Source organism: Shewanella subflava, from assembly GCF_025971955.1.
In the GTDB taxonomy this organism is placed as follows: Bacteria; Pseudomonadota; Gammaproteobacteria; order Enterobacterales; family Shewanellaceae; genus Shewanella; species Shewanella subflava.
Genome location: NZ_JAPDMX010000003.1, coordinates 119,566 through 145,582 on the forward strand (window position 1 = coordinate 119,566; position 26,017 = coordinate 145,582).

Annotated in this window: 29 protein-coding genes; 15 read left to right on the forward strand and 14 right to left on the reverse strand. The window is 41.1% G+C overall.

Going from position 1 to position 26,017, the window contains the following annotated elements; all coding sequences use genetic code 11:
* Positions 1–19: 19 nt before the first annotated feature.
* The gene (locus tag OHT75_RS02615; protein WP_264724854.1) at positions 20–445 is read right to left on the reverse strand and encodes a hypothetical protein; all 426 of its coding nucleotides are present in this window, start codon (positions 443–445) and stop codon (positions 20–22) included.
* 239 nt (positions 446–684) lie between these two features.
* On the opposite strand from OHT75_RS02615, the gene OHT75_RS02620 reads away from it, so the two are divergent.
* The 3 genes from OHT75_RS02620 to OHT75_RS02630 all read left to right on the forward strand — a co-directional run bounded on the left by OHT75_RS02620 (position 685) and on the right by OHT75_RS02630 (position 4,499).
* A complete protein-coding gene (locus tag OHT75_RS02620; protein WP_264724855.1) occupies positions 685–2,466 on the forward strand; it encodes a flavocytochrome c in 1,782 nt (593 codons plus the stop codon).
* A gap of 246 nt (positions 2,467–2,712) precedes the next feature.
* Complete coding sequence (locus OHT75_RS02625) at positions 2,713–3,702, forward strand: 2-hydroxyacid dehydrogenase (protein WP_264724856.1); 990 nt, start codon at positions 2,713–2,715, stop codon at positions 3,700–3,702.
* A 59-nt stretch (positions 3,703–3,761) separates the two neighbouring features.
* Complete coding sequence (locus OHT75_RS02630; protein ID WP_264724857.1) at positions 3,762–4,499, forward strand: dienelactone hydrolase family protein; 738 nt, start codon at positions 3,762–3,764, stop codon at positions 4,497–4,499.
* A gap of 192 nt (positions 4,500–4,691) precedes the next feature.
* Here the strand turns inward: OHT75_RS02630 and OHT75_RS02635 are convergent, their stop codons facing one another.
* Entirely contained in the window at positions 4,692–5,234 is a 543-nt protein-coding gene (locus tag OHT75_RS02635; RefSeq protein ID WP_264724859.1) for a mechanosensitive ion channel domain-containing protein, read from the reverse strand.
* A gap of 376 nt (positions 5,235–5,610) precedes the next feature.
* On the opposite strand from OHT75_RS02635, the gene OHT75_RS02640 reads away from it, so the two are divergent.
* From OHT75_RS02640 to OHT75_RS02655, 4 genes are all read left to right on the forward strand, one after another.
* Entirely contained in the window at positions 5,611–6,357 is a 747-nt protein-coding gene (locus OHT75_RS02640; RefSeq protein WP_264724860.1) for a spermidine synthase, read from the forward strand.
* 239 nt (positions 6,358–6,596) lie between these two features.
* Entirely contained in the window at positions 6,597–7,166 is a 570-nt protein-coding gene (gene ahpC / locus OHT75_RS02645; RefSeq protein WP_264724861.1) for an alkyl hydroperoxide reductase subunit C, read from the forward strand.
* A 162-nt stretch (positions 7,167–7,328) separates the two neighbouring features.
* On the forward strand, positions 7,329–8,894 hold the full coding sequence (gene ahpF / locus OHT75_RS02650; RefSeq protein WP_264724862.1) for an alkyl hydroperoxide reductase subunit F: 1,566 nt from the start codon (positions 7,329–7,331) through the stop codon (positions 8,892–8,894).
* 555 nt (positions 8,895–9,449) lie between these two features.
* The gene (locus OHT75_RS02655; protein ID WP_264724863.1) at positions 9,450–11,069 is read left to right on the forward strand and encodes a methyl-accepting chemotaxis protein; all 1,620 of its coding nucleotides are present in this window, start codon (positions 9,450–9,452) and stop codon (positions 11,067–11,069) included.
* Between the two features lie 465 nt (positions 11,070–11,534).
* Here the strand turns inward: OHT75_RS02655 and OHT75_RS02660 are convergent, their stop codons facing one another.
* Positions 11,535–13,736, reverse strand: coding sequence for a S46 family peptidase (locus OHT75_RS02660; protein WP_264724864.1), 2,202 nt, complete (start codon positions 13,734–13,736; stop codon positions 11,535–11,537).
* Positions 13,737–13,863: 127 nt separating this feature from the next.
* Here OHT75_RS02660 and dnaB point away from each other — a divergent pair, with 127 nt between their 5' ends.
* From dnaB to OHT75_RS02675, 3 genes are all read left to right on the forward strand, one after another.
* On the forward strand, positions 13,864–15,273 hold the full coding sequence (gene dnaB, locus OHT75_RS02665) for a replicative DNA helicase (protein ID WP_188840885.1): 1,410 nt from the start codon (positions 13,864–13,866) through the stop codon (positions 15,271–15,273).
* A gap of 85 nt (positions 15,274–15,358) precedes the next feature.
* A complete protein-coding gene (gene alr / locus OHT75_RS02670) occupies positions 15,359–16,450 on the forward strand; it encodes an alanine racemase (RefSeq protein WP_264724866.1) in 1,092 nt (363 codons plus the stop codon).
* Positions 16,451–16,469: 19 nt separating this feature from the next.
* The gene (locus OHT75_RS02675; protein WP_264724867.1) at positions 16,470–17,744 is read left to right on the forward strand and encodes a BamA/TamA family outer membrane protein; all 1,275 of its coding nucleotides are present in this window, start codon (positions 16,470–16,472) and stop codon (positions 17,742–17,744) included.
* Between the two features lie 26 nt (positions 17,745–17,770).
* Here the strand turns inward: OHT75_RS02675 and OHT75_RS02680 are convergent, their stop codons facing one another.
* Positions 17,771–18,238 (reverse strand): chemotaxis protein CheX, encoded by a 468-nt coding sequence (locus tag OHT75_RS02680; protein WP_264724868.1) that lies wholly within the window; start codon positions 18,236–18,238, stop codon positions 17,771–17,773.
* Positions 18,239–18,671: 433 nt separating this feature from the next.
* Between OHT75_RS02680 and OHT75_RS02685 the strand changes: the two genes are divergently transcribed.
* The 5 genes from OHT75_RS02685 (at position 18,672) to OHT75_RS02705 (ending at position 22,619) form a co-directional block, all read left to right on the forward strand.
* Positions 18,672–19,148, forward strand: coding sequence for a hypothetical protein (locus tag OHT75_RS02685; protein WP_264724869.1), 477 nt, complete (start codon positions 18,672–18,674; stop codon positions 19,146–19,148).
* Positions 19,148–19,360, forward strand: a complete 213-nt coding sequence (locus tag OHT75_RS02690) for a hypothetical protein (RefSeq protein ID WP_264724871.1) — start codon at positions 19,148–19,150, stop codon at positions 19,358–19,360. Before OHT75_RS02685 ends, OHT75_RS02690 begins: the two co-directional genes overlap by 1 nt.
* A 7-nt stretch (positions 19,361–19,367) precedes the next feature.
* Positions 19,368–19,775, forward strand: coding sequence for a hypothetical protein (locus OHT75_RS02695; RefSeq protein WP_264724872.1), 408 nt, complete (start codon positions 19,368–19,370; stop codon positions 19,773–19,775).
* Between the two features lie 212 nt (positions 19,776–19,987).
* Positions 19,988–21,559, forward strand: coding sequence for a hypothetical protein (locus tag OHT75_RS02700; RefSeq protein WP_264724874.1), 1,572 nt, complete (start codon positions 19,988–19,990; stop codon positions 21,557–21,559).
* Position 21,560: 1 nt separating this feature from the next.
* Positions 21,561–22,619 carry a hypothetical protein gene (locus OHT75_RS02705; protein ID WP_264724876.1) on the forward strand — a complete coding sequence of 353 codons (1,059 nt, stop codon included), beginning with the start codon at positions 21,561–21,563 and terminating at the stop codon, positions 22,617–22,619.
* Positions 22,620–22,795: 176 nt separating this feature from the next.
* On the opposite strand, the gene OHT75_RS02710 is transcribed toward OHT75_RS02705, so the two are convergent.
* The 10 genes from OHT75_RS02710 to OHT75_RS02755 are packed head-to-tail and all read right to left on the reverse strand — an operon-like array spanning position 22,796 to position 26,015.
* Positions 22,796–23,089 carry a hypothetical protein gene (locus tag OHT75_RS02710; RefSeq protein WP_264724878.1) on the reverse strand — a complete coding sequence of 98 codons (294 nt, stop codon included), beginning with the start codon at positions 23,087–23,089 and terminating at the stop codon, positions 22,796–22,798.
* Entirely contained in the window at positions 23,089–23,214 is a 126-nt protein-coding gene (locus tag OHT75_RS02715) for a hypothetical protein (protein WP_264724880.1), read from the reverse strand. The genes OHT75_RS02710 and OHT75_RS02715 overlap by 1 nt, the downstream gene beginning before the upstream one ends.
* The gene (locus OHT75_RS02720; protein ID WP_264724882.1) at positions 23,211–23,489 is read right to left on the reverse strand and encodes a hypothetical protein; all 279 of its coding nucleotides are present in this window, start codon (positions 23,487–23,489) and stop codon (positions 23,211–23,213) included. Before OHT75_RS02720 ends, OHT75_RS02715 begins: the two co-directional genes overlap by 4 nt.
* A complete protein-coding gene (locus OHT75_RS02725) occupies positions 23,486–23,728 on the reverse strand; it encodes a hypothetical protein (protein ID WP_264724883.1) in 243 nt (80 codons plus the stop codon). Before OHT75_RS02725 ends, OHT75_RS02720 begins: the two co-directional genes overlap by 4 nt.
* Positions 23,725–24,051, reverse strand: coding sequence for a hypothetical protein (locus OHT75_RS02730; RefSeq protein ID WP_264724884.1), 327 nt, complete (start codon positions 24,049–24,051; stop codon positions 23,725–23,727). The genes OHT75_RS02725 and OHT75_RS02730 overlap by 4 nt, the downstream gene beginning before the upstream one ends.
* Positions 24,052–24,315: an adhesin biosynthesis transcription regulatory family protein gene (locus OHT75_RS02735; RefSeq protein ID WP_264724885.1), complete on the reverse strand. Its 264-nt coding sequence runs from the start codon at positions 24,313–24,315 to the stop codon at positions 24,052–24,054.
* Entirely contained in the window at positions 24,312–24,626 is a 315-nt protein-coding gene (locus tag OHT75_RS02740; RefSeq protein WP_264724886.1) for a hypothetical protein, read from the reverse strand. Before OHT75_RS02740 ends, OHT75_RS02735 begins: the two co-directional genes overlap by 4 nt.
* Positions 24,623–25,333 (reverse strand): hypothetical protein, encoded by a 711-nt coding sequence (locus tag OHT75_RS02745; protein WP_264724887.1) that lies wholly within the window; start codon positions 25,331–25,333, stop codon positions 24,623–24,625. Before OHT75_RS02745 ends, OHT75_RS02740 begins: the two co-directional genes overlap by 4 nt.
* Positions 25,330–25,677: a hypothetical protein gene (locus tag OHT75_RS02750; RefSeq protein ID WP_264724888.1), complete on the reverse strand. Its 348-nt coding sequence runs from the start codon at positions 25,675–25,677 to the stop codon at positions 25,330–25,332. The genes OHT75_RS02745 and OHT75_RS02750 overlap by 4 nt, the downstream gene beginning before the upstream one ends.
* On the reverse strand, positions 25,674–26,015 hold the full coding sequence (locus OHT75_RS02755; RefSeq protein ID WP_264724889.1) for a hypothetical protein: 342 nt from the start codon (positions 26,013–26,015) through the stop codon (positions 25,674–25,676). Before OHT75_RS02755 ends, OHT75_RS02750 begins: the two co-directional genes overlap by 4 nt.
* Positions 26,016–26,017 lie beyond the last annotated feature (2 nt).

Sequence of the window (26,017 nt, forward strand, 5' to 3'; positions counted from 1 at the left end):
TGTCCTTGATTGTAAAAGACTAACCTTTAATCTCTTTTTTACCATGGATAACCTTTCTATGCACCACTGAATAATGACGTAATCCAGCAGGTCCATGGGAAACCGTAACCGACAACAATACCAGTGCGGTGATGATCTCAACTTGCCAATTCGAAAAAGGCACGAGTAAAAATAATAAGCCCACTTTGGCTAAAGTGAGTAAGCCTTTTAATTGAATAAGCCAACGCCAGTCACGAATAATCTCCCATGCCATCAACAAAATGCCGGTTGTCATGGTTATGATCCAATAGGTTAGCCAAGCATGCTTATCGACATGCAATAAAATGCCTCCCCCCGCGCCCACTACGCCAATAATATGTAGGGCCCTTAATCCTGTCTTGGTTAGACGCTCAAACCAAAATCGTGCTTCCGATAGCGGTGGCTGATCAGTTTTGTTTTTGCCCATACGTTATTTACTGCTTATGTAAACCATGGGCTTATGTTAGCAACAGCGATAAAAATATACACTAAGCAAGTCTCATTTTTAGAGGTGTTTCAATATGCATCATTGCTAATTCGTGCGTGAGGACACAATTATAACCATGATAAATGTAGGGTTATGTTTGTGTGATCTTGTTACCAATCTACCTCTTTAGAGGGTGTTATGTTATCACCAAGATTAATACCGCTAGGTAGGGGAAACATATGTTAACAAACTCAACAAAATCTTTGCTGGCATTGCTGATATCAGGTGCACTCAGTACAGGGGCTTATGCCACACCCGAGAATTTAGCCGATTTTCACGGTGAAATGGGCAGTTGTGATACTTGTCATGTCACTAAAAAAGGACCCACTGACGATAATTTGACCTACGAAAATGCGCAATGTACTAGCTGTCATGGCACATTGAAGGAAGTGGCCGAAACCGAAAGAGAAGGGATTGTGTCACCTCATCAATCACATCTGATAGGTGATATCAGTTGCACAAGCTGTCATTCAGGGCATGAAAAGTCTGTCACTTATTGTGATGCTTGCCATAGCTTTGATTATAAAATGCCTTTTGCTGGTAAATGGGAGCGTGAATTTGTGCCTGTGAACGCAGATAAAGATGCGCAAGATAAAGCGATTGCTAAAGGTGCGAAAGAAACCACTGATGTGGTTGTTATTGGTTCGGGTGGTGCTGGCTTAGCGGCAGCGGTTGCCGCACGCAACAACGGCGCGAGAGTTATCCTATTAGAAAAAGAGCCAGTACCTGGTGGCAATACTAAGTTAGCGGCAGGTGGTATGAACGCTGCTGAAACCAAAGCACAGGCCAAATTAAAGATTGAAGATAAAAAGCAAATCATGGTCGATGACACCATGAAAGGGGGGCGTAACATTAATGATCCTGAATTAGTCAAAGTGCTTGCTAATAATTCATCAGGTTCAGTGGATTGGTTAACAGCATTAGGTGCGGATTTAACCGACGTAGGCCGAATGGGCGGCGCAAGTGTAAATCGTAGTCACCGTCCGACTGGCGGAGCTGGAGTAGGGGCGCATGTTGCTCAAGTGCTTTGGGATGCTGCGGTCAGCAAAGATACCGATATCAGACTAAACAGCCGAGTGGTTCGCATTATTGAAGATGCATCGGGTAAGGTCACAGGGGTATTAGTCAAAGGTACCTACACAGGGTATTACCTTATTAATACCGATGCCGTGGTCATTGCCACAGGTGGTTTTGCTAAAAATAATGAGCGAGTTGCTAAGTATGACCCAAGCTTAAAAGGCTTTAAAGCGACTAACCACCCAGGTGCTACAGGTGATGGTTTAGATGTGGCTGAGCTTGCAGGAGCGGCAACTAAAGATCTTGAATATGTGCAAGCGCACCCTACCTACTCTCCAGTTGGCGGGGTCATGGTCACTGAGGCGGTACGTGGTAATGGCGCAATATTAGTCAACCGTGACGGTAAACGTTTCGTCAATGAAATTACTACCCGCGACAAAGCATCTGCAGCCATTTTGGCACAAAAAGGTGAAAGTGCTTATTTACTGTTCGATGACTCAGTGCGTAAAAGCTTAAGTAAAATCGAAGGCTACATTCATTTACACATTGTTAATGAAGGTAAAACCTTAGACGAGCTGGCTAAAAAGTTAAGCATGCCTGCGCCTGAACTAACAAAAACATTAGCAACTTATAATGGGTTTGTTAAAAATGGTAAAGATGCGCAGTTCGAACGTCCTGATTTACCTAGAGAGTTAACAACGGCTCCGTATTACGCGATTGAAGTTGCACCCGCTGTGCATCACACCATGGGCGGTGTCGCAATTGACACTAAAGCGGAAGTCAAAGGTAAAAATGGTAAAAACATTCCTGGTATGTTCGCTGCGGGTGAAATTACCGGCGGTGTTCACGGTGCTAACCGTCTGGGTGGTAACGCGATTTCAGACATTGTCACCTTTGGACGCATTGCAGGTGAACAAGCCGCTAAGTATGCCAAAGAAAATTAAGCAAAGGGCGTAATAGCCAGTTTGATCTAAAATCAATATCCGCAAGCGAGCTCAGAAATGGGCTCGCTTTTTTATAGGAGAATTAAGAGTAAAGAAGCAATGCTGGATCACATTTACATTTGTTAAATGACGACTGTTAACGACAAAAAAGACCCGTTAGCATACACTGAAGGCAGAATTAATTTTGCTGGCAACGCGGGGTAAAATCGCCCTAAGCTGTTAAGCCTTTTGAATGTAGGACATGCTATGAGAATTGGATTTTTTAGCGCAAAACCGTATGACATTCGTCATTTCGACCGCACCAATGAAGCCTTTAACGCTCAAATAGAGTATTTTGACTATCGTTTGTGCATGCAAAATGTCAAGCTGGCTGAAGGCTTTGAGGTGGTGTGTGCCTTTGTAAACGACTCATTATGTGAAGAAGTGTTAGTTGAGCTTGCTAAAGGCGGCACTAAAGTGATTGCCATGCGTTGTGCGGGTTTTAATAACGTTGATTTAGTGGCGGCTAAAAAACTTGGTATACAAGTGGTCAATGTACCTGCGTATTCACCAGAATCAGTTGCCGAGCATAGCGTTGCTCTGATGCTAACCCTGAATCGGAAAATTCATAAGGCTTATCAACGCACCCGTGATGCTAATTTTGCTTTAGCAGGCTTAGTTGGCTTTAATATGTTTGGTAAAACTGTGGGTGTTATTGGTACCGGTAAAATAGGCTTAGCAACCATTAAAATACTTCAAGGCTTTGGCTGTAAAGTAATAGCCTATGACCCTTATCCAAATCCATTAGTGCTTGAGCTTGGCGTTGAATATGTCAGCTTAGATGAAATGTACCCTGTTTGTGACATCATCAGCTTACACTGCCCTTTAACCGCAGATAACCATCATTTATTAAACAAACAAAGTTTTAATAAAATGAAATCGGGGGTGATGGTCATTAACACCAGTCGTGGTGGTTTGCTCAATGCTATCGATGCTATGGAAGCGCTCAAAGAAGGCCAACTCGGTTCGTTAGGATTAGATGTCTACGAAAATGAAAAAGGGCTATTTTTTGAAGATAAATCGAGTGAGATTATTCAAGATGATGTGTTCCGTCGTTTATCGGCTTGCCACAACGTGATTTTCACTGGGCACCAGGCATTTTTAACCGAAGAAGCACTTAACGCAATCGCTTTAACGACCTTGAATAATGTTCAAGCACTGGCGTTAGGTGGAAAATCAGGTAACGAGCTGTGTTAACTTACAATAAATATTGATAGATTGGAGCCTACGGGCTCCATTTTTTTGCAAGAGACACTATGATTATTTCAACTCAAGTACATGATATTGCCACGCCAACAGGCAAGATGCGCACCACGGTCTTTCGTCCTGCTCAATTAGGGCAATTTGCCAGTGTCATTTTTTACTCTGAAATTTTTCAATTAACTGCGCCCATCGCTCGAGCTGCTGCCATTTTGGCAGGGCATGGTTTTGTGGTGCTCGTGCCAGAAGTGTTTCATGAGCTCAATCCCATTGGTACGGTACTGGCCTATGATGAAGAGGGAAAAGATAAAGGTAATCAGGATAAGTTTGCCAAGCCATTAGAGCAGCATGATAGTGATACCCAAGCCTTAATTGATTTTGCTCGCTCTCAACCTTACTGTACCGATAAAGTTGGCGCGATGGGCGTATGTATTGGTGGGCATCTTGCATTTCGCGCCGCATTAAATCCTGATATTAAAGGGGCATTTTGTTTATATGCTACAGATATCCATTCCAACACCTTACCTTGCAAGCCGCAAAATGATTCATTGACTCGTGCAGGTGACATTAAAGGTGAATTAGTGATGGTTTTTGGCAAACAAGACCCACATGTTGCTGCAGAAGGTCGTAAACAGATTTATCAGCAATTGGAACAGGTGAATGCTAACTTTAGTTGGGTAGAAGTGAATGCGCAGCATGCATTTATGCGTGATGAAGGTGATCGTTATGATCCGGCATTAGCATTGCAAATGTATCAGCAATCAGTGGCCTTTTTTCAACGTATTTTGAACTAGGTTTCGAATAGAATGGGTTTCAAATAGCATTGGGATGGCAGGTATAAAAGCGAGCTGTTTTAGCGTCATGCTTTACGTTTGCTGAATGCTAGAGTACTTCGATTGCCATAATGCCGAAAAGTCGTTTTTTTATGAAATATAATCAAAAAGGCGCTAAATGCGCCTTTTTGATTGAGTTCGAATAATTGATATCTACTTTAAACGTTTTGGAATAATACGCTTAGTGGTGGTTTTTTTCTTGGCGACATTGTCATTAGACAGTTTAATCACTCCTTTTTGCAGCATTAAGCTGTTTGGGTAGGTCATAACATCGCCTGAGTCGCGTTTAATTAAGATATGAAACAGAGATATTTCAACAATGATGCCCGACATATCTTCATCTTTATCAACAATTTTTATGCGATCGCCAATACGGTAAGGGAAGACAAAAAAGATCAACACTCCAGCCGTAATATTGCTTAAAATCGACCATTGGGCGAATAAGGCTACCCCTAAAACGGCAAAAGCCGATGACACAAACAGTGATACTTCTTGGTAACCCAATCCTAATGAAATCGCGATAACCGATAGGGTGACAAAAAACATAAAGTATGAAATGAGTCGGGTGACCAATCGACTTCGAACTTCGTTAACCTGCTTTTTGATAGCTTGGGTTTTTATCCACTTTTTTAGTTGACGCTGAGCGATAACAAATATGCCTAAGTACAACAACACCATCACAATTTGATTCAACATAACCTACCTTCAAGTAATACTGTCTCTTTAGCTCTATATGATCCGCTATAATACGATCTTTGCATTATTTTGGCTCGCTGAATTTAGAACTTGTTGAACTTGCGTTGTTTTATATTCAGTGGTTTGACCGAGGTAAAAAGTGGCTTCTTGCTGACATGACATAGTGACTCATCATAAAGGCGAGATGCGCGGTCAATCATCAACAAACAGGGTCTTAATATGCGCCCCGATGCCATTTATGGCTAAGTGTGTTTAACTGAAATTCGAATAGCCGTAATTCAAAACTTACCTGACTCAATGACGATGATTTTTCTTGAAATATCTCAGTCGCCCAACTCACCGCTCTGTGAAGGAGCGATGAACAATATGGAATCCTATGTCTGATTATAAAGTGTTACATACCAGTAAAGATGAGTTTGGTGACTTATTTGTACTTGATGATGGCCATTTTCGCGTTTTATCATTTGGTGATAATGATGAGCAAAGTAAAATGGATAAAACTGAGCCACATGTGCCCCAACATACTTATGTACAAGCGATGTTGGCGGTATTAATGGCTAAGCAGCCTAAAAGTGTCATGATTTTGGGCTTAGGTGGCGGTGCGTTAGTGCATGCGTTGCGTCATTATGATGCGGCAATAAAAATCACTGCGGTCGAAATTCGTGAGCAAGTTATTCATGCTGCTAAACGATTTTTTCAATTGCCTACAGGCAAAAAGTTAACCTTAGTTCATCAGGATGCAGTTAGCTTTATCAAGGCCGGTGACTTTAAAAAAACCGATATTCTATTTGTTGATATCTACAGTGAAAAAGGGGTTGATCCTCAATTACTGTCTGCCGAATTTACTCAATATTGTCATCAAACGCTCAAATCTGAAGGGATTTTAGTCCTAAATTGCTGGAAAGAGCATCGTAATAACGCTGCATTATTGCACCATCTTCAACAACATTTCAGTCATGTTGAAGCCTGTTTAACTGGTGGAGGGAATTGGGTGGTATTTGCTACCAATCAAAGCCAGGGCTTATCGGCCATGAGCAATAAAGCTAATCAACAAGCCTTAAGCCAAGCGATAGCGGTTAATGTTCATCGGGTGTTAACCCGTTTTGAGCCATGGGAGTCATAGTGAGGTGGCTTTATCTATTAGTCATCCGGTTAATGTTGAGATGAATCAAAAAATCGATAACGCCTCTCTGTTAAATCAAAAAACCGATTAAGATAATAGTTTTTATCCGTTATACATAATTAACTGACCAGCGTATTCTAACACCATCGAATGACGGCACAACGTTTAAGTGAAAATAAAAACGCTTTTAACGCCGCATTACAACATCACTTAGTTAGTTAATTACAATGGAGTTAATCATGTCACAATCAATTATCAACAGCACTATCAAGCCATTCAAAGCAACTGCATTCCACAACGGCGCATTTGTTGACGTTACTGAGCAAGACCTATTAGGTAAATGGTCAGTGGTATTTTTCTACCCAGCTGACTTTACCTTTGTTTGTCCTACAGAATTAGGTGACATGGCTGACCATTATGAAAAGCTACAATCTATGGGTGTAGAAGTTTATTCAGTATCAACTGACACACACTTCACTCACAAAGCATGGCATGCAAGTTCAGACACAATTAACAAAATCACTTATCCAATGATCGGTGACCCAACAGGTACTATCACCCGTAACTTCGGTGTGATGATTGAAGAAGATGGTTTAGCACTTCGTGGTACGTTTGTGATTAACCCAGAAGGTGAAGTGAAAGTGGCTGAAATTCACGACCTAGGTATCGGTCGTAGCGCATCTGAATTAGTGCGTAAAATTCAAGCTGCACAATATGTTGCAAGCCATGATGGCGAAGTTTGCCCAGCAAAATGGCAACCAGGTGAAGAAACATTAGCACCTTCTATCGACCTAGTAGGTAAGATTTAATTCTGACCTCAGCTTGTTAGAAAGCGTTATATCGCCAGTTAATGCCCCCCTGCATTAACTGGCAATCTCCACCCGTATTTACTCTTACAAACCTTGATCTTAAAACCTTGGTCTTAAAAAACTGAGTTAATTGCCTCATCTTGTTCATCCTTAGGAGTTGTTATGTTAGATGCCAACGTAAAAAATCAACTGAAAACTTATCTGCAGAATCTTAAACACCCAGTTGAGCTTGTGGTATCTGCAGATGACTCAAAAAAATCTGCAGAGTTAACCAGCCTAGCGCAAGATATTGTCGACAGTTCTTCTTTGGTCAGTAGTATTGCTGCGAAAGGTCAGCGTACTCCAAGTATGACCGTGATCAATCCACAGCAAAATACCAGTATTACTTTTGCTGGTTTGCCGATGGGCCATGAATTTACCTCTTTAGTATTGGCGTTATTGCACAGTGGCGGCCACCCTATTAAATTAGAGGCCGATGTGATTGAACAAATTCGCAATTTACCGGGTGAGTTTCATTTTGAAACCTATGTCTCACTCAGTTGCCAAACCTGTCCTGAAGTGATTCAAGCATTGAATATGATGGCGGCAATCAATCCTAATATCACCAACGTAATGATTGATGGCGCATTATTTCAATCTGAAGTTGAGCAGCGCAACATTTTGTCTGTACCATCGGTATATTTAAATGGTGAAGCGTTTTCAGTTGGTGCTATTAGTGTTGTCGAGATTTTAAATAAACTGGATAAAAACGCAGCAGGTCGTAAAGCGGAGCAGTTAAATAACAAGTCAGCATTTGATGTATTAGTGGTTGGCGGTGGTCCAGCAGGCGCATCTGCGGCAATTTATGCTGCGCGTAAAGGCTTAGTTACTGGTATTGTGGCCGATAAATTTGGTGGTCAAGTGGCTGAAACGGTAGGCATTGAAAACTTTATTTCTGTTGCAAAAACAGAAGGGCCTAAATTAGTCGCTAATCTTGAAAACCACGTTAAAGATTATGATGTTGACGTGATGGAAAACCAAAAGGCGATTAAACTAGCCGCAAACGGTTTATTTGATGTTGAGCTTGAAAGCGGCGCAACATTACAAAGTAAAACCGTACTACTGGCCACAGGTGCCAGATGGCGTGAAATGAATGTGCCTGGCGAAAAAGAATATCGCGGTAAAGGCGTGGCATATTGTCCACACTGTGACGGCCCATTATTTAAAGGAAAACGTGTTGCCGTTATCGGTGGCGGAAACTCAGGTATTGAAGCTGCAATTGACCTTGCTAATATTGTTGAGCACGTCACTGTACTGGAGTTTGATAGTAAATTACGTGCAGACGAAGTATTACAACGCAAAGCAAAATCAATGGGTAATATTACCATAATTACTCAAGCGCAAACCACGCAAGTCAATGGTGATGGTACTCGTGTTAATGGCTTAACCTATACCGATCGTAAAACCGGCGAGAGCCATGATGTGGCATTAGCGGGCATCTTTGTACAGATTGGGTTGATCCCCAATACCGAATGGTTAAAAGGTGTTGTTGATTTAACGCCTCGCGGAGAAATTATCGTTGATGCCCGCGGTCAAACGTCTATTCCTGGTGTGTTTGCAGCAGGTGATGTTACCAACACACCTTATAAGCAAATTATTATTGCTATGGGGAGTGGGGCAACAGCTTCGTTAGGTGCGTTTGATTATCTGATCCGTCACTCAGAAGCGACAGCGGAGCAAGCTGCATAATTAACGCAGCAATTTCCATTAAGTTGATATTTCGCTTACAAAGCCAGCATTTGCTGGCTTTTTTGTTTTCAGCCCTAAACGCCCTACTTCAGTAGGGGTTATCATCAATTAGGCTTTGCCTGAAGTATGTTCAATAGCTGGATTCTTAACCTTGGGGTTTTGTTAATTAAAGGTATAGCGATGACAATCACAGCAGAGGATTTATGTCATCTAGCGAGTGAAAAACTTTTTCAGGTATACGCACATCTCGAAATCATTTTGCCTATTAAACAAGCTCGTTTAAGATAATCAAAGCTTTCAATTATTTAGTATAGTTTATACTGTAACTGCCGATAACAGAGTTACTGTAGACATCTTCAGTCAAACAACGATTATTGATTGTTTTTCACCAACAGCAAGTCCGTTGACTATTATTACTGATATCAAGGTTTTGCTCTGCGCAATAAATATAAAATGAAAGTAATAGCCTCTCATGGAACGAGATAAGTTCAGTTGTAAAAATGGTTAGAACCTTCATTAGGTTCACCACTTGTTAGTATCGCTTGGGGGCGAAGTATGAATTGGTTTAATAACATGTCCATTTTCAAAAAAGTGGGATTAATCTTCGTATTATCTGTGGTTATTTTTACTGCAAATTTAGCGATCAGTATTGTCGCGATAAACAAAAATCGTGACACCATGAACTTTATGCAAAGTAAAGTGAGTGAACGTGTCGAGCTTGCTAATCAGAACGTTATTTTTGTGCAGCGATTGGATGAGTTATATACTCAATCAGTCTCATTTGCCGATGAAGACTTACTCACCAATGCCAGCAAAGTGTTTAAGTCATTAGACTCCAATCTTAATAAATTAACCGCGATTGATAGTAATCAATCACAAGCATTATCAACCCTGACACGTGCATTAACAGAATACAATGACATGACATCTGATCTTGCCAGAGGCATGCTAGATGGCACGATTGACATGAGTCAGGTTGGCCAAATTAGTCAAAAAAAGGCTGCCGTCTTTGATAAATTAACCAATGGTATTAGCCAATATAAAGCTGACAAGGTGGATGAGTTTTCAACCACACTTGCTGAGGCAAGCAATCGCTCAGAGCAAAGTTTGTATCTTACCCTCGGTATCGGTATTGCGTTACTTATCATTATGGGGATAGCCACCATTTCGATTGCGCGCTCTATTAGTGGTTCAGCCAGTGATGTTGCCAATTCATTAGGTGAGCTTGCTGATGGTAAGGGCAATTTACGTCATCAATTAAACGTAAATGGCACAGATGAATTAGGTCAGGTATCAAGTAACTTCAATCGTTTTTTACGTTTATTAGCCGACTCGATTCAAGGTGTCGTTAGTGTAACTAACCCATTGTTAGAAAGCGCCAAATCGCTAAAAGATAAAATGTCATTGGCAACCAAGGCGACACAACAGCAAAGCCAAGATGCGCGTACTGTGCATGTGTCAATGGAGGAGATGCGTCATTCTGTAAATGATATTTCACTCAGTGCGCAGCAAGCTGCAGAGGCAGCACAAGAAGCGGAACATGAAGCAACAGCCGGATTAGCGGTTGTGCAGCGCACCATTAATATCTCTCAGGACCTAAATAAAGGCATTGAGTTGGCAGCTAATTCTATTAATGAGTTAGCGCGCGATACCGAAAGTGTGGGCTCTATTTTGAATGTGATTACTTCAATTGCCGAACAAACTAACTTACTTGCATTGAATGCAGCTATTGAAGCCGCTCGAGCAGGTGAGCAAGGGCGTGGCTTTGCCGTAGTGGCTGATGAAGTGCGTGCCCTGGCATCCAAAACAGCCGATGCGACCAAAGAGATCCGCGGTGTGTTAGACAGACTAAAAGGCGCAGCAGAATCATCAGTGACCACTATGGGTGCGGCGATTACAAAATCATCCGATAACGAACGTTATGCAAAAGATACTGGTGATGCGTTGAAGTCAATTCAAGCCAAGATTGTCAGCATTAACAGTATGAATACCCATATAGCTTCCGCCACAGATCAACAGTCAGTTGTCGCGGAACAAGTGAGTGGTAATGTGGTAGAGATGAATGCATCTTTTGAGCATTCATTAAGTATATTAGCGGAGGTTCATAATATTTCTCAGGGCCTAGATGACTTCGCAATCCAGCTAAAAAATGCCACTTCTCAGTTTAAACTTTAGGCTATATCAATCGTAATACATAGCAGCTCATTTTAGCTTGTGAAAATCAGTGACAACGGCGTTAAATGTTTAGATTGTAGAATATGACTAATCATAAAAATCTGCCTTGTTATCATGCATTTTTACATGGCAATGTCTGAACACTTATTCACTGTGGCGGGGGTTAAGGTATTCATTCAGTTGTAGTTTAATCGGGTATGTGGAACAAATAACCACCTACTTCAGTAGGTAGTTATCATCAATTAGGCTTTGCCTGAAGTATGTTCAATAGCGGATTAACTCAAGTGATAGGTGAGCTTTGCTAATGGTGCGGTACAAGTTTCTAAATCAGGAATGATTTAGTAGAGCTTATAGGGATGTATTTACGGCGTCTTGTTAACGCACGATAGGAAAGCGCCCTTTTAGGGAGTGATATCAAAGCCACCTTCTTCAGAAGGTGGCTTCTTTACATACCAACATTTCGGATTAAGGGTTACGTACTAACTCTAATTCTTTGATTAAATTGTCAGCATGGTCAACTTTATCCATCATCCACAAAATGTAGCGAATATCGACATGCACTGCACGGGTAATGGTAGGATTGAAGAACCAATCCTTGGTGATGGCTTCGTAGGTTGAATCAAAGTTTAATCCAACTAATTCGCCTCTACCGTTAAAGACCGGAGAGCCAGAATTACCGCCAGTGGTATCAACGCTAGATAAGAAGTTAACCGGTACCGAGTTAAAATCATTTTTAGGTTCAACACACGATACTAGCTTACACATCCAAGAGCGCGGATCGTTATACACTGACTGAATAGTATGTTTACCATAATCATGGGTTGCGATCGCAGCTAACAATTTAGCGGGTGCATTATAAGGCTCTTCACCAGTATGTTTTGCTGCTATGCCTTCAAGACGGGTAAAAGGCTGTTTGTATAATGCATCTTTAGACTGGTAACCATCCACCATACCGTAGGTAATCCGTAATGTACGGTTTGCATCGGGATAAACAGGCCAGTTGTTTGCTTTGTAATAAGCAATTACCGCTTCCATGTACTTTGGCCGTGCTTTTGAAAGCTTTCCATCTAATAGCTTACTGGCTTTTTCCAGCTCCATGTTGGTTGCATGAACATCAACCGCTAACCGAATAAACGGATCGCTGCTGGTTTCAAACTCTGCAACAGACTTATCCATCCAGGCTAAACGCGTTGCTTGGTCAGTTAACTCTGTTAATGCATACATGCCATCAACTTTTGCAACAAAGGCTTTATGGTTATTAGCATGTTCTAATGCATTATCAAATACTTGTACTTTTAGTGGCTGACCAATATAAGCATTTAAGTCTTGTAACCATAGGGTTTTATCAACCTCAACATCAAAGCTGGTGTCGATACGTTTAAGTTCTGCGCGGAACATTTTCATGTCACGCTCTTGGTAGCCTGATTCACGCTCTGCATCAGGCTTTTGCTTTTCCTGTGCCAAACGATATAGCTTTTTAGCGGTAGAAAGTAGGGTGCTTGATTGGGCATTCTCAAAGTAATAATTGGTTTGAGTTTGCTTTTGTTGCTCCGCCAGTAAGGTTTCAAGTTCAGCAATTAACTTAGGATTAGCTGTTTTATCTTGTTTCAACCAGGCCAGAAAATCATCTTCGCGGCTTTGCTTGATGCCCACAATATCGGTGGCTTTAAAACCGTCTAATAAGCCATTGAGCTTTTTCATTCGGTTTGACATTGAAGCGATAGTGCCAGCGTACTTAATGGCAATATCTCTATCTGTTTCGCCCATTTGGGTAATAGTGTCAATCTGTAATTGGTAGCGTTCAGCATACGTTGGATATAACCAATCACTAGCAAACTTGAGTTCACTGGTTAAGTTGTAACGACTTGTTGAACCTGGGTAACCCGCGGCAAATACGCCATCCCCTGCTTTAACACCGTCGGCATTGATTTTTAAATAGCTTTTGGGCGTAAAAGGCACGTTATCTTCAGAATATACTGCAGGCTTACCATCTTTACCTACGTATGCGCGTAAAAAGGTAAAATCGCCGGAATGACGCGGATATTCATAGTTATCAATATCGCCACCATAGCCCCCGACACTTTCAGGTGGGGCATACACTAAGCGAACATCTCGAATGATCAGTTGTTTAATCAGATAATATTCTAAGCCATTATGGTAACTGTTTACCGAGCAACGATAGTTGTCATCCGCTTCACATTCTTTAATTAGCCCTTTACTGTTGGTTTGGATCTGTTCATAACGGGTCAGTGGCTCATCACTTAGATTGGCAGTCACCTGCTCAGTGACATTTTTGACATTTTCAGTGATGTATAAACGTTCGTTTGGACCTGCTGAAGGCTCATCAGCCATCTTTTTTGCAAGAAAACCATCAGCCAGGTAATTATGTTCTTTTTTGCTGTTATATTGAATGCCACGATAGGCGCAGTGATGATTTGTGACAACTAGGCCTTGGGGAGAGACGAAACTGGCGGTACAATAGCCTAAGCTAACCACAGCGTTCATCGGATATTGACCTAAATCAGCCAGTTGTTTAGCGGGAATTTCAATACCACGCTCAGTCAGTTTATCGGCAATCGAAGGCATCTGATAGGGTTGCCATTGGCCTTCATCGGCATAAGCAAAACCCGATGACAACACTAGGGCTGCTATCAATGTAATACGCATGTTTATTCCTTATGTATTTTATTTTTTCCGTATTTTTAGCATCGCCGCTAGGGTAATATTACCTTAGCTAAATTCGACCACGGTGTTATACCATATTTTTTAAAGTCGTTGGAAACTTGGAGTGTCAATGTCGCAACAATCAACCGTATTTAAGGCTAGAAATAGACAGAAAGATGCCGAAGTCAATGCATTAAAGTTACCCCCTCATTCGATAGAGGCTGAACAGTCTGTATTGGGTGGGCTTATGCTCGATGCGGAAGCCTGGGATCGCGTTGCTGAAGCGGTTGTCGCAGAAGACTTTTATTCACGTTCCCATCGAATGATTTTTCAGGCAATGCAACGGTTAATGGAGCGAGGCCAGCCTATCGATTTGATCACGGTTTCTGAACAGTTAGAAATTGAAGATCAACTTGATGATGCGGGTGGCTTTTCTTATCTTGGTGAAATAGCTAAAAATACCCCCAGTGCGGGTAACATTTTATCGTACGCTCAAATTGTCCGTGAACGCGCTGTGGTAAGAGACATGATTGGCGTTGCCCATGAAATTGCTGATGCGGGTTATAATCCAGAAGGACGAGACTCAAGCCAACTACTCGATTTAGCGGAAACCAAAGTCTTTAAAATTGCTGAATCTCGAGCCAATTCAAATGAAGGTCCTGAAGGGATTAAATCGATTCTTGAAAAAACCGTTGATAGAATTGAACAGCTATACAATAACCCGCATAACGGGGTAACAGGGGTTTCTAGTGGTTTTGCAGATCTGGATAAAATGACCTCAGGGTTTCAATCTGGTGACTTAGTCATTGTGGCCGCGCGTCCGTCTATGGGTAAAACAACCTTTGCGATGAACCTGTGTGAGCAGGCGGCAATGAATGAAGATAAGCCAGTATTAATTTTCAGTTTAGAGATGCCCTCAGAACAAATTATGATGCGTATGCTGGCCTCGTTGGGCCGCGTGGATCAAACCAAAATTCGTACTGGTCAATTGGATGATGAAGATTGGGCGCGTGTGTCTTCGACCATGGGGATTATGCTTGAGCAAGGCAAAATGTATATCGATGATAGCTCTGGTTTGACCCCTACTGAAGTACGTAGTCGAGCCCGACGTATTGCGCGTGAATATGGCGGTTTATCGATGATTATGATCGATTACTTGCAGCTAATGCAGGTGCCAGCGCTAAAAGACAACCGTACTTTAGAAATTTCTGAAATTTCCCGTTCATTAAAAGCCCTTGCTAAAGAGTTAGAAATCCCCGTAGTGGCATTATCTCAGCTTAACCGTTCGTTGGAACAACGCGCAGATAAACGTCCAATTAACTCCGACTTGCGTGAATCAGGGGCGATTGAGCAGGATGCCGACCTCATCATGTTTATTTATCGTGATGAGGTTTATCATGATGACTCAGAAGACAAAGGGACGGCTGAAATCATTATTGGTAAACAGCGTAACGGCCCCATTGGACGAGTTAAATTAGCGTTTCAGGGACACTTCTCACGATTCGACAACTATGCTGGACCGCAATTCGAAGAAGACTAATCCAGTTTGTATTGAATTTATTCCATAGACAGAATTAACAATGGCTCAGCTTTGCGGCCATTCTTTGCTTTATAAGGCCATATTTTTGAAACCTTTTCCTCGCGCAGAAATCAGTCGTCACGCTTTACAGCACAATCTTGCCAGATTGCGTGAAATCGCACCCCATAGCCAAATTATGGCGGTAGTCAAAGCTAACGGCTATGGCCATGGTTTGTTAAATGTTGCCCAGTGTGTCGGTAATTATTTAGGTGGCGCCGATGGTTTTGGTTTAGCAAGATTTGAGGAAGCATTAGAGCTGCGTCATGGCGGCGTCAAAGGCCGTTTATTATTACTCGAAGGTTTTTTCCGCGCCTCTGATTTACCGTTAATCGTTGAGCATGATATTGAAACAACTGTTCATCATGAATCACAAATTGACATGTTAGAAAACATCAGTTTATCCAAGCCGGTTAAAGTTTGGTTGAAAATTGATACCGGCATGCATCGTTTAGGGTTCAGTTTGGCACAGTTTACTTCAATTTATCAAAGGTTAATGTCATGCAACTCTGTGGCAAAACCGATAAATTTAATGACTCATTTTGCCTGTGCTGATGAGCCACAAAACCCATTAACTCAAAAGCAAATACAAGCGTTTGAAGAGCTTGTCAAAGGGTTGGATGGCGAACGAACATTGGCAAATTCTGCCGCCACCTTATTTTGGCCACACAGTCAGGCTGATTGGATACGACCTGGCATTGCACTTTATGGCGTCTCTCCCGTTGTGGGCGACAAAGGGTTTAATCATCAACTGATCCCAGCAATGGAGTTGGTGTCTAACCTTATTGCGGTTCGTGAGCATAAGGCTGGTGATACAGTAGGCTATGGTGCTTATTGGCAAGCCAAAGAAGATACCTTGCTAGGGGTAGTAGCCATTGGTTACGGTGATGGTTATCCACGTAATGCGCCAGAAGGCACACCTGTACTGATTAACGGACGACGTGTGCCAATAGTGGGGCGTGTTTCAATGGATATGCTGACAGTAGATTTAGGTAAAAATGCGACCGATAATGTCGGTGACAGTGTGCAACTTTGGGGTAAATCACTTGCAGTTGAAGAGGTTGCTGAACATATTGGCACCATAGCATATGAGTTAGTGACTAAGTTAACCCCAAGAGTCGTTGTTGAGCTTTTACCGTAAAGTGTGTTGAGCAAAGATAATGAAACCTTGGTGTATTAGTATCGCCCTGTTTGGCCTGTCAGTTATTGATGCTAATGCCAATACCGTGGTTGAGCCGCTTATTGCAGCACAATCGTCAAGCTCTACGCAAACTGCTGTCGGTAACGACCCCCTCTTAAACCAAGACCCTGATGCAGAATTTATCGCGCTGCCGTTTATTTTTTCTACTGAAACGCTCAGTACCGCCATGGGCGCCGCGGCAGTAATCAAACATGCAGGGCAACCTCAAGCCGCGGCATTAGGCATAGGCTTATACAGCAGTAATGACAGTTGGATAGGTTTTTTAGGGCTATATAATTATCAAATTCCCACCATTGAGCAGTGGCTTTTTTCATTTGAAACCTACCAAGGCCATTATGAGCAGGGTATTTATTTCTTAGATGCCAATGAAACGCCCAGTTCTCAGCCGGAAAAAACCATTTCTGAAGGGGATAAAGGCTTTAGCCGTTTACATTTTAAATATATTTTACCCTTTGCAACCGGTGCCAATGGTGCAAAGCAAGCCCTGTTAGACCGACGAGATGATATTAGCTGGAATCCGTTAGTATCTGGTGTCAGCAGCATTAAAATTACCCCATACACTCAACACAGAAAATTAGCGGTAAATGATCAGCTTGCCGATAAAGCGCGTGGAGTAGAGCTTAAATTTGAATGGGATAACCGTGATGCACAAAATGACAGTAAAGAAGGGGGGAAAACCAGCGTTAAAATTAAACACGGCTTAGCCATCGATGATGACCCTCATTGGACATTATGGGAGTTTGAGCAAAGTCTATTTTACAATCTTGGCGGCAATAGCTGGTTTGATGAGCAAGTCGTTGCAGCAAATGTGTTTGTTGCTGATACGCCTACTTGGAACGATTATGAAAATGCCACCCAAGATTATCGCCGTCCTCCCAGTTTTGCTGGCGTGTATTTAGGCGGGTATGATCGTTCAAGGGGGTATTCGTCTAAATCATTTACGGGTAGAAGCGCCGTAAACTATACGTTGGAATATCGTATAAAACCCCAATGGCAACCACTACAAAATTGGCCAATTTTTAATTTGTACCATATTCCATGGTGGCAGTGGGTAATGTTTGCAGAGGTCGGTAAGGTGGCGAATGAATTTGACGCCCAGGCATTACATACAGATATGCATCATACCTTTGGTGTGGGTGTGCGATTTGAGGTTGAAAACATTGTAGTTAGAACAGAGTTAGCTTTTGGCTCAGAAGACAGTGAGTTTTGGGTGATGGTGAATCAGCCATTTTAACCATGGCTGATCCACGTCAATGAACGTCAAATGTCTTCAAAACAGATTTCGATAAAAGCCATGCCATGTTCGTGACTAAAGGGCATTAGAATTTTTTTGCCTTTGGATTTGTGCGAAATTGTATGGTTTTTACCAGACACCACAACAGGTGTGGCCATGTTAAAATCATAACCCTTGTCACTGAGCAAGTTTTTAGCGCCACCCGTAACCATATTGGTAATTTCACCAACCAAATCGCTAATTTCTTCATTAATTGAAGCGGGTTTTTCTCCTAACATTTTGTTCATTATCTCGAGGATGAGTGGCTCATCAAAGGTAATAGATAACGACCCTTTTGTTTTAGGTCCAACCATACCAATTAACCCAGAAACATCCCCCTTTGCTATATCGTGACTTTTCAGCTGTGGTTTACCCGGTTTTAAATCCATCGTGGCCATGGTTGATATCACGTTAACTAAAGACACAAGAAAGGGGTTAATAAATTCAACGTTCATAAAAGACGACTTCCTAATGAGAAAATGCAATGATGAAATAAAGGAGGTAAAAACACATTTACAGTATCACTAAGTTATAGTCTAGAACACCTTATGGGATTTGGGTATCTGAACCTAAGGCTTACATGATATAATTTACCTCGGCATCAAATGCTCATTTATATATGTCTGTTTAATGGCGGTGACTTATATCATCTGCGGTTAAATCGGATTTTCGCATCAGCAATAATGTTTGGTTTTTATGACTTCTACTGCAAAACTTGATCGCACCTTTTCAATCGCACCAATGCTTGATTGGGGTGATTTTTGTTTAAGTATCTGTTTTTAATACCTTTGAATTTGATGAGGTTCCCCATTTGTTCCCCACTTTTATTTTGATGGATTTTGGTTCCCCGTTAATGTAATTTAGATGAATTGGATAATGGGGTGTTCTATGGATGGAAAATCATTTTTAATTCTTCTTTTATTCGTTTCTTGTTCGTCTACTGCAGAGGTTTATAACTGTGCTGATGGTAAGTATCAGGCTGAACCTTGTGATGGTGAAAGTGTACCTATAGATCTTAGCAATGTTGGTAGCGTTATATCCTCGCCAACTAATCCAAATAATATCCTTTCTTCGAGTTCTTCTAGTTCTGATAAAAAATCAGAAGTCAGTTCATATATTCATAAACAACAAATTAAACGAGAAATTTCTGCTCTTGAGCAAGACAGGAGGCGAGTATTTAAAGAACGGGATGCAAAGATTAAGGAGCTTCGTGAACGTGGCCGTTATGCTAGTAATAATCTCGCCGGCGCAACCTGGCAGCAAAGTTTGGCTCAAGAAATGACTGCTGTGATGCAACAGGCTGACACGGTAGTGGGGACTCTTGACCGTCAAATTAGTTTGCTACGTTCAGAGTTGTCTCAGTAATGGTCTTTCGTCCTGTTAGGGTCGCTGTTGGTGTCACGGTGTTGTTTTCTTTAGTTGCTCTTTTTAATATTTTTGTTCTTGAACCAAATATGAGCTGTGAATACGATTTGACAGATCTTGATTTTGAACAGTTTGCTGAAGGCGCTACCCACCCTGTTAATATTGATACTTGGTTTGATAAAGAAAAAAACCAGTGGTGTATGTACGAGTAAAATATAGATGAAATTAATTTTACAGATTGCCGCAGGCGTTTTATTAGCACTGGCCATTTTAGTATTAGGCGCAGCGGTTGTTGAACGATATGAAGTATATAAACTTGAGCAAAAAATGGCCGCAATTAAAGAAGAACGTTTGGCTAAAGAAGCTCTGAAAATACGTCAAGCTGAGTTATCACTTCAGCAAAAAATTGAAGCGCGTAAAGTGAAAATACTTGAGGCGCAAGAAAATCGACGGAAATTAGCAATTCAGCAGCAAAAAAATAAAGCAAAACATGATGCCTGGATAGAGTTCTTCGAACCCCGCGAGGATTGCCATCAATATCAAAATGATGAACACATGGTTGATTGTGTTGAATACCGCAATAAAAAGAAAAGTGAGTTTGAAAGTCGATACCGTGCAGGTTTGTAAAACGTTGTCAATGAGAGCAGAAAGCTCAGGAAATAAAATTAGCCAATTTGTCGTAAATTTCGAAACCTAAGTATACGTTTTTATACTAAAAACTGGTTTGTTCAATTGCCAGTACCTGTTGGTTAAATGTGTATTAATCTTATCAGAATTTGGCCTAAATGAGCTAATCATCACACTATTGCTAATCCATAAAGAGTTTTCGGAGATGTGAAATGAACCAGTTAACACAAACATTAGAAAAACAACGTTTACAGGAGCTTTTTGATAATTGTCAGCAACAAGTCTTGTCCCAAATTATGGGGCCATTCGGTTTATCAACAGCAATGTTTGAAGATAAGAATGGTGGCAATGTGGCGACGGTTCACAATGCTAATCAATCAATATTCCCTGATGCAATGCATGAGAAAAATTTTGCAATTGCTAATATAAATTATAACCAAGAAATCAGACAAAAACATTGGGATGATACGAGTGCTAGATGGAGTCGTCATAAAGCAAACAACCAAAAAATCGATGCTGGTCAAGAAGTATTGAGTGATGCAACTAAGCGTCCAATGGTAAAGGGTGATATTCACGGTGATCATGTTGTTTCTTTGAAGGAGAATCATGATAACAAATCGTTTCATCTTCGATTCAGTGAAGAAGAACGGAAAGCAATAGTAAATAATGAAAAAAACATGGCATATATCGAAGGAAAGTTGAATATGTCAAAAGGGAAAAAAAGCTGGGATGAATGTCTCAGTGATCCTGAGTTCGTAAAAGCTAATAATTTATCTCGAGACGAGATTGAGAATATAAAGAAAATTGACAAAGAAGCACGAGACTATCTTAAGGGGGCTGAAAATAAAAGACTAGCAAGTGAACTGCTGTCAACAGGCACCAAAGAAGCCGCTATGATGGGCGTTCGCCAAGCTTTGGGTATGTTGCTGACTGAGCTAGTTAATCAACTTTTCAACGAGATTAAAGATCTATATAGAGAAGGTGTTGACTCAGGTAAGGCACTTTTACAGCAGTTAAAATTTCGCAGTAAAAAAATCATAGATGCTCTGCTGAAAAAACTGCCTGATGTATTAAACCAAGTTTTTGAAGGTGGTTTAAGTGGGTTTGCTAGTAATCTCATCACTTTTTTAATTAACACCTTTATTAGCACAGCAAAAAATGTAGTGAAAATAATACGTGAAGGACTGCTTTCTCTTTTTAAAGCAGTAAAGATGATCCTTTTCCCGAAAAGCAATGTCAATAAACAGGAAAATTTAAAAGCAGCTTTAAAATTAATTACAACCGCAGTTTTTACGTCTATTGGCATTTTTTTTGAGGAGTCCTTTAAAGCTTTCTTTGTTGCAATCCCTGTGGTTGGTGTTTTCGCTGATACTCTTGCTCCAGTTTTTATGGGTATTCTGGTGGGGATATCATCTGCTCTGATCGCATATGCTATCGACCGGCTTTTTGATAAGTACGGTGGTCCCTCCTTCGATGAAAAAATGCTGGATGAGATAATTGACAATTCAAACCTTCAAAATAAATTTGCAGATGATCTTTTTGAACAGTTAGATTTTTCAATGATGGCAATAGAGAACTATCAATACTCTATTCGTATCAATCAAGATATTGCGGAACAATTTGCAGGAGCATTGGCAAGCAATGATTACACAATTTATTTGTTGGAGCATGATGTTATTTCTACCAAACAGCAGATTAAAAAAACAATCGATGCAATTAAGTGCGAGGAAGACTTTATCGCGAATTTAGATAGCTTTTTAATAACACAGGAGAAAGGTAATTAACATGGATGCGAGTAAAAATGAGCTCATAATTGTAGATGCAATCTCCCAAATGGTAATCCCTGCCGATATCTATGAAAACAGTGAGTTTAAGCAAGTTATTAATGATTTCAAATCTGCACAAGAAAATGTGAAGAAAAATGTAGATTCAATTGAATTAAAACGCGATGAGCTAAAGAAAGGAAATTACTTCGGGAATTGGTGGCATAATAGAGAGGCCGCGCTAAAGGATGCCCAACTAGATCTAAATAAATCGATAGGGCTATTAACTAAGCTGTCGTCTGATCTTATTTTGTTTAATACAGCTATTTCAAAAGTTCTAGTGTCTCAGCAAAAAATTTTACACGAACAGCAAAATCTTCTAAAAAAACAAGCTACTAATTTGGCTTCGCAAAATGAAAGTATAAAAAAACACCAAGTTGATTTATCTGAACAGCAAGAAAGTCTCCTCAAAGTAAATAAAGGTTTGCTTGAAGCAAAAGGGATAACAAGTGAGCATGCTGAAAAACTCGTTGGTTGCGTAAAGCGGGTTGAGATGGCAGAGCAAAATATGGAACGTTCTAACCACGAATTAGAGCGTTCTATTGTTGGGCGTATCGTTGATTGCGAAGGGCGAACTGAGTCTTTTGAAGTGAAAGTTAACGAGGTTCTTTGCAACTATCGTCAAGAAGCTGCTGCTGGGCTTGAGTCGCTTAGTGCAGACCACAATTCCGCTATAGAAGGCTTGAGAAATCAATTATCAAATTTTGAATTAAAAATTAATGCTGAGTCCGAGGTCAGGAAGCAAGCGGTAAGCTTGGTGACAGACAAATTAGATCGTCGGTTTGGTGAATTGCAGAATGAGCAAGAAGTCCGTGACAAAAAATTACTTTCTGATTTGGAAGCCGCGAAGGAAAGCTTCGAGTCGCAAATTGTATCGCTAACAGTAGGTCTTGATAAACACAACGCGGTCTCGGCTGAAAAAAATAAGAGGTTACTATATTTTTCTGTCACAGCGTTGATTGTTTCCTGTCAAGCTCTCGCAGCATCAGCATATGTTTATTTCGTAGTGTTACACCTCTAAAGGCATGACAAATTGAAAGTGTGCAACGACATTTGGTGATCAATAATTGGTATTGTCTAGGTTAGCTTCAAGCTCGCAACTGTCAGTGAGATTAAATATAAATCCATCCGTCTAAACTTTAAGATCAGGTTTAAGCTAGTAGATGATAAAATTAGGCAGCATAAAGCTGCTTAATTTTATCTTGCATTCAGCTGGTGCATAATTTTCAGTGCCCGACCATACGGTCTTGATTCGTGACTTTCTTGTATATCATAATGGCTGAGGGCGACGTTTGCCGCCTTTTGTTTCATTGTTCTTGCGGCTGTTGACGTTGCTTGTTTTCGACTGCGAGAAAGCCCTTTTTGTGATAAATACTTTTTTACCTGGTATTGTGTTAAGCCAAGTTGAGCAGCAACTTGATCACCGCTCATGTGTTGTTGAAGGTAGTAGTATTCAATCAGATCTGAGTTACGTTCAACTGCCGCGTTCATTACTTACCTTCCTTAGCAAGTTTTTCTGCTAGTGTTTTCATGAATTGCTGGCATGAGCCCGTTTTTTCTCTTGGCTGGCTATACCAGTGCTTTAGAGCCTCTTTGATCACCTTTGATTGCTTCATAATATTAATCCTGAATTAATTGGGCGGCTGAAAAGTACAAAATCCCACAATGCATTTTTAGATACTGAAACCCCATCTATGGCAATGACTCTCACCTTGCGGTTTGGTGCGGGTTTTATTTCGCACTCATATTTTTTTGTAACCCGAATATTAAATAACTTTGCAGATGCCACTTTTGTGTTAGTTCCTAATTCAAATGCCAGTTCAGCAGCAGAATATAATTTACCAGTTTGCAGCATGTGCTCTGCAACATATGAGGTGCTTAACTGTTTCATGCAGCATATCCCTTTAGTCGTAGTTTTGAATCAGCGGTGCTGGCAAATAGCTCTGCATCGGCTTGGGTAAAGTCACTCACTTCAATGGCATTGAAGGTTTTGCACATTCCCCAGCCGTTGTAGTTGTTTGGTTTGTATGTAACTTCAATCTGTTGATGGTCATGCATTAGGGTGAAGAACGGTTTTGATAGTGTGACAACACCTTGTTGGGTGCTGAATGTTGTGGTTACTTTTTTCATGCTGCACCTCTGATTAAATCTTCTATATCAATTTGTTCTCCTGGATGTGCGTTGTCAGGTCTGGTTTCAATAGTTGCTATGATCTCAAACGGATGACATGGTAAACGCACTTGGTGAAAACGGTAAGAGTGGGTAATTGTTCGCCTTATTCCTTTGGCTAAATTAGTCAAACCATTGCCGAGGGCTTGCCAGTAAAGGCAGTCTAACGCGCCTAAATATTGCGCGATTTGGATGTTGTCACCAGATTTAGCGTGTATACACAAAAGACATTTGTTGTTGCGGTAGTACATTAGTAAATGTTTAAACGTTGCATTAGTTTTCATTTATGCCACCTTGCTAGGTTTGAATTTGTCCCAATCGAGCTCTTTGATTTGCTCAACTGTACCGGCCACTTCTTCTATTCGCTTCATGGCGCGAGATAGGTTTGATTTTTTGACTTCGTTACGAATGGCCGCAACGCTATCAGGGTGGCCAGTTACAAAGTGATCATGCAATGCCGATTTGATGTTATCTGATTCGATATTGGTTAATTGCAATAGCAGCTGCAGGCGTTCGGTGCTTTCACCACCTTGGATTAGGTACTTCATGCTGCACCGCCTTGTGACGATTCCCATAACAAGAAATGTTTAAAGCTATCAAAGCAATCGCCACGCTCTAAATAACGCTGGTATCTACGCTGTGATGCTGTCGGTTTTCTTATTTTGCCAATTGCACCGTACTCAACGTGCCAAGTAGGGTGACAGTTAGAGATAACGCCAGGTTTATCTTTGTCAAAGTTGATACCAATGAAGTGGCCGCAATCTTTAGCAATTACGCCTGGCTCACCATCGACAACTACCTTTCTGCCTAATTCAGCATTTACGTTGTAGTATGTGTTGATATATTCAAATTGCTTCATGCAGCACTCCTTGCTTGTTTCACATCCTCGCAGTTATCAAACAACTGATAACCAAGACCTAGCCTTTCGTTCTTAGCTTCGGCACAGGTATAAAGCTCGTAAGGATTAAATCCCCAAGTTACCTTGCCGCAATCGGGGCAATTGCCGCGAGTTCTACCAGTGGTCGGTCTATTTCGTTTCCGTGGGTGATTGTTCTTAATTCCTGCACCAGTGACCATTTTTCGCTTGTTAACATTGCTTACTTGGAATGTTCTTCTTGCGATATGGTCTATTACTGACTTAGGGTAAATAACAGTCTCAACATTATATTTGGCTAAGTGAACAGCCTTTTTTAGTGCTTCTGCTTGAGGTAATACCAAGGCATCACTGTATTCAACTGAATGGTAAGCATCCGTCAGCCAATAAATATCATTGCCGTTGTAGTCGCCTACAATGTGAATCACGCAATCTGTGTCGTGTTCTATAAACGGCAATGATGTGGTTGGCAAATATTGATGATCAACTCGCACTGTTGCTAATTGGTCAATTTGGTCTTTACTGTATGGAATATCAGTTTCACGCGAATCAAAGTACCGCTGCGCTTCTTCTTTGGTGTAAACGTGCGCCTTGTTTAGATCACTTGTGTAGCCTAGACCGTTTTTAGCCCAAAACATGCAGGTATCACCAACATTGCTGCGACTATCGCGTAAGTAAAATAATTGGCTCATGCTGCACCGCCTTGTTCACTTGTAACTAATGCCTGAGCTTTATTCCATATCACCATAAAAGCCTTAAGCGAATCTTCCGGATCATCTTCGCAAAGCCATGTAGCGATATTTTCGCCATTAGCGCAAATTTCTAGCAATCCCTCATCAGGCAAATACTCCCAAGCTATCTTATTGCCATAGCTATCGATGGCTAAACCTTGGTTATTTTCAGCTTCAATTGCAACGTGGCATGACTCGCAAACCAGTGATTTAAATTCGTTGGGATGGCTAGCCATGTCGTGCAAATCAACAACAACTCCACAACGAGGGCATGGTGTTGGCATATCCATTTCGCAATTACTCATACAAAATCCTCCAAGCTGATCCCAAGCTCTCTTGCCATCAAAATATCTTCTCGCTTTCTTCTTGCTGCGGCTTTGGCTTTTTCTTGCTCAGTGATTAACTGGTTTGCCGCTTTAGTATCAACAGCATCTACCAATTCAGTGGAGTTAATCACCATGGCATTTTTACGCACCTTGACCGCTTTTTTGACATTAATCGTGGTGTTAAAAACCGCTTTAGCAGATGGCGATACTTTTGATACAGCCTGATATTGGGCGCGTTTGCTGGCACAAATGGTGGCTTTGTTGGCCTCGTAATATTTGCGCTGTGAAATCTGTTTAGGTGTGAGCTGTTGATTCATAA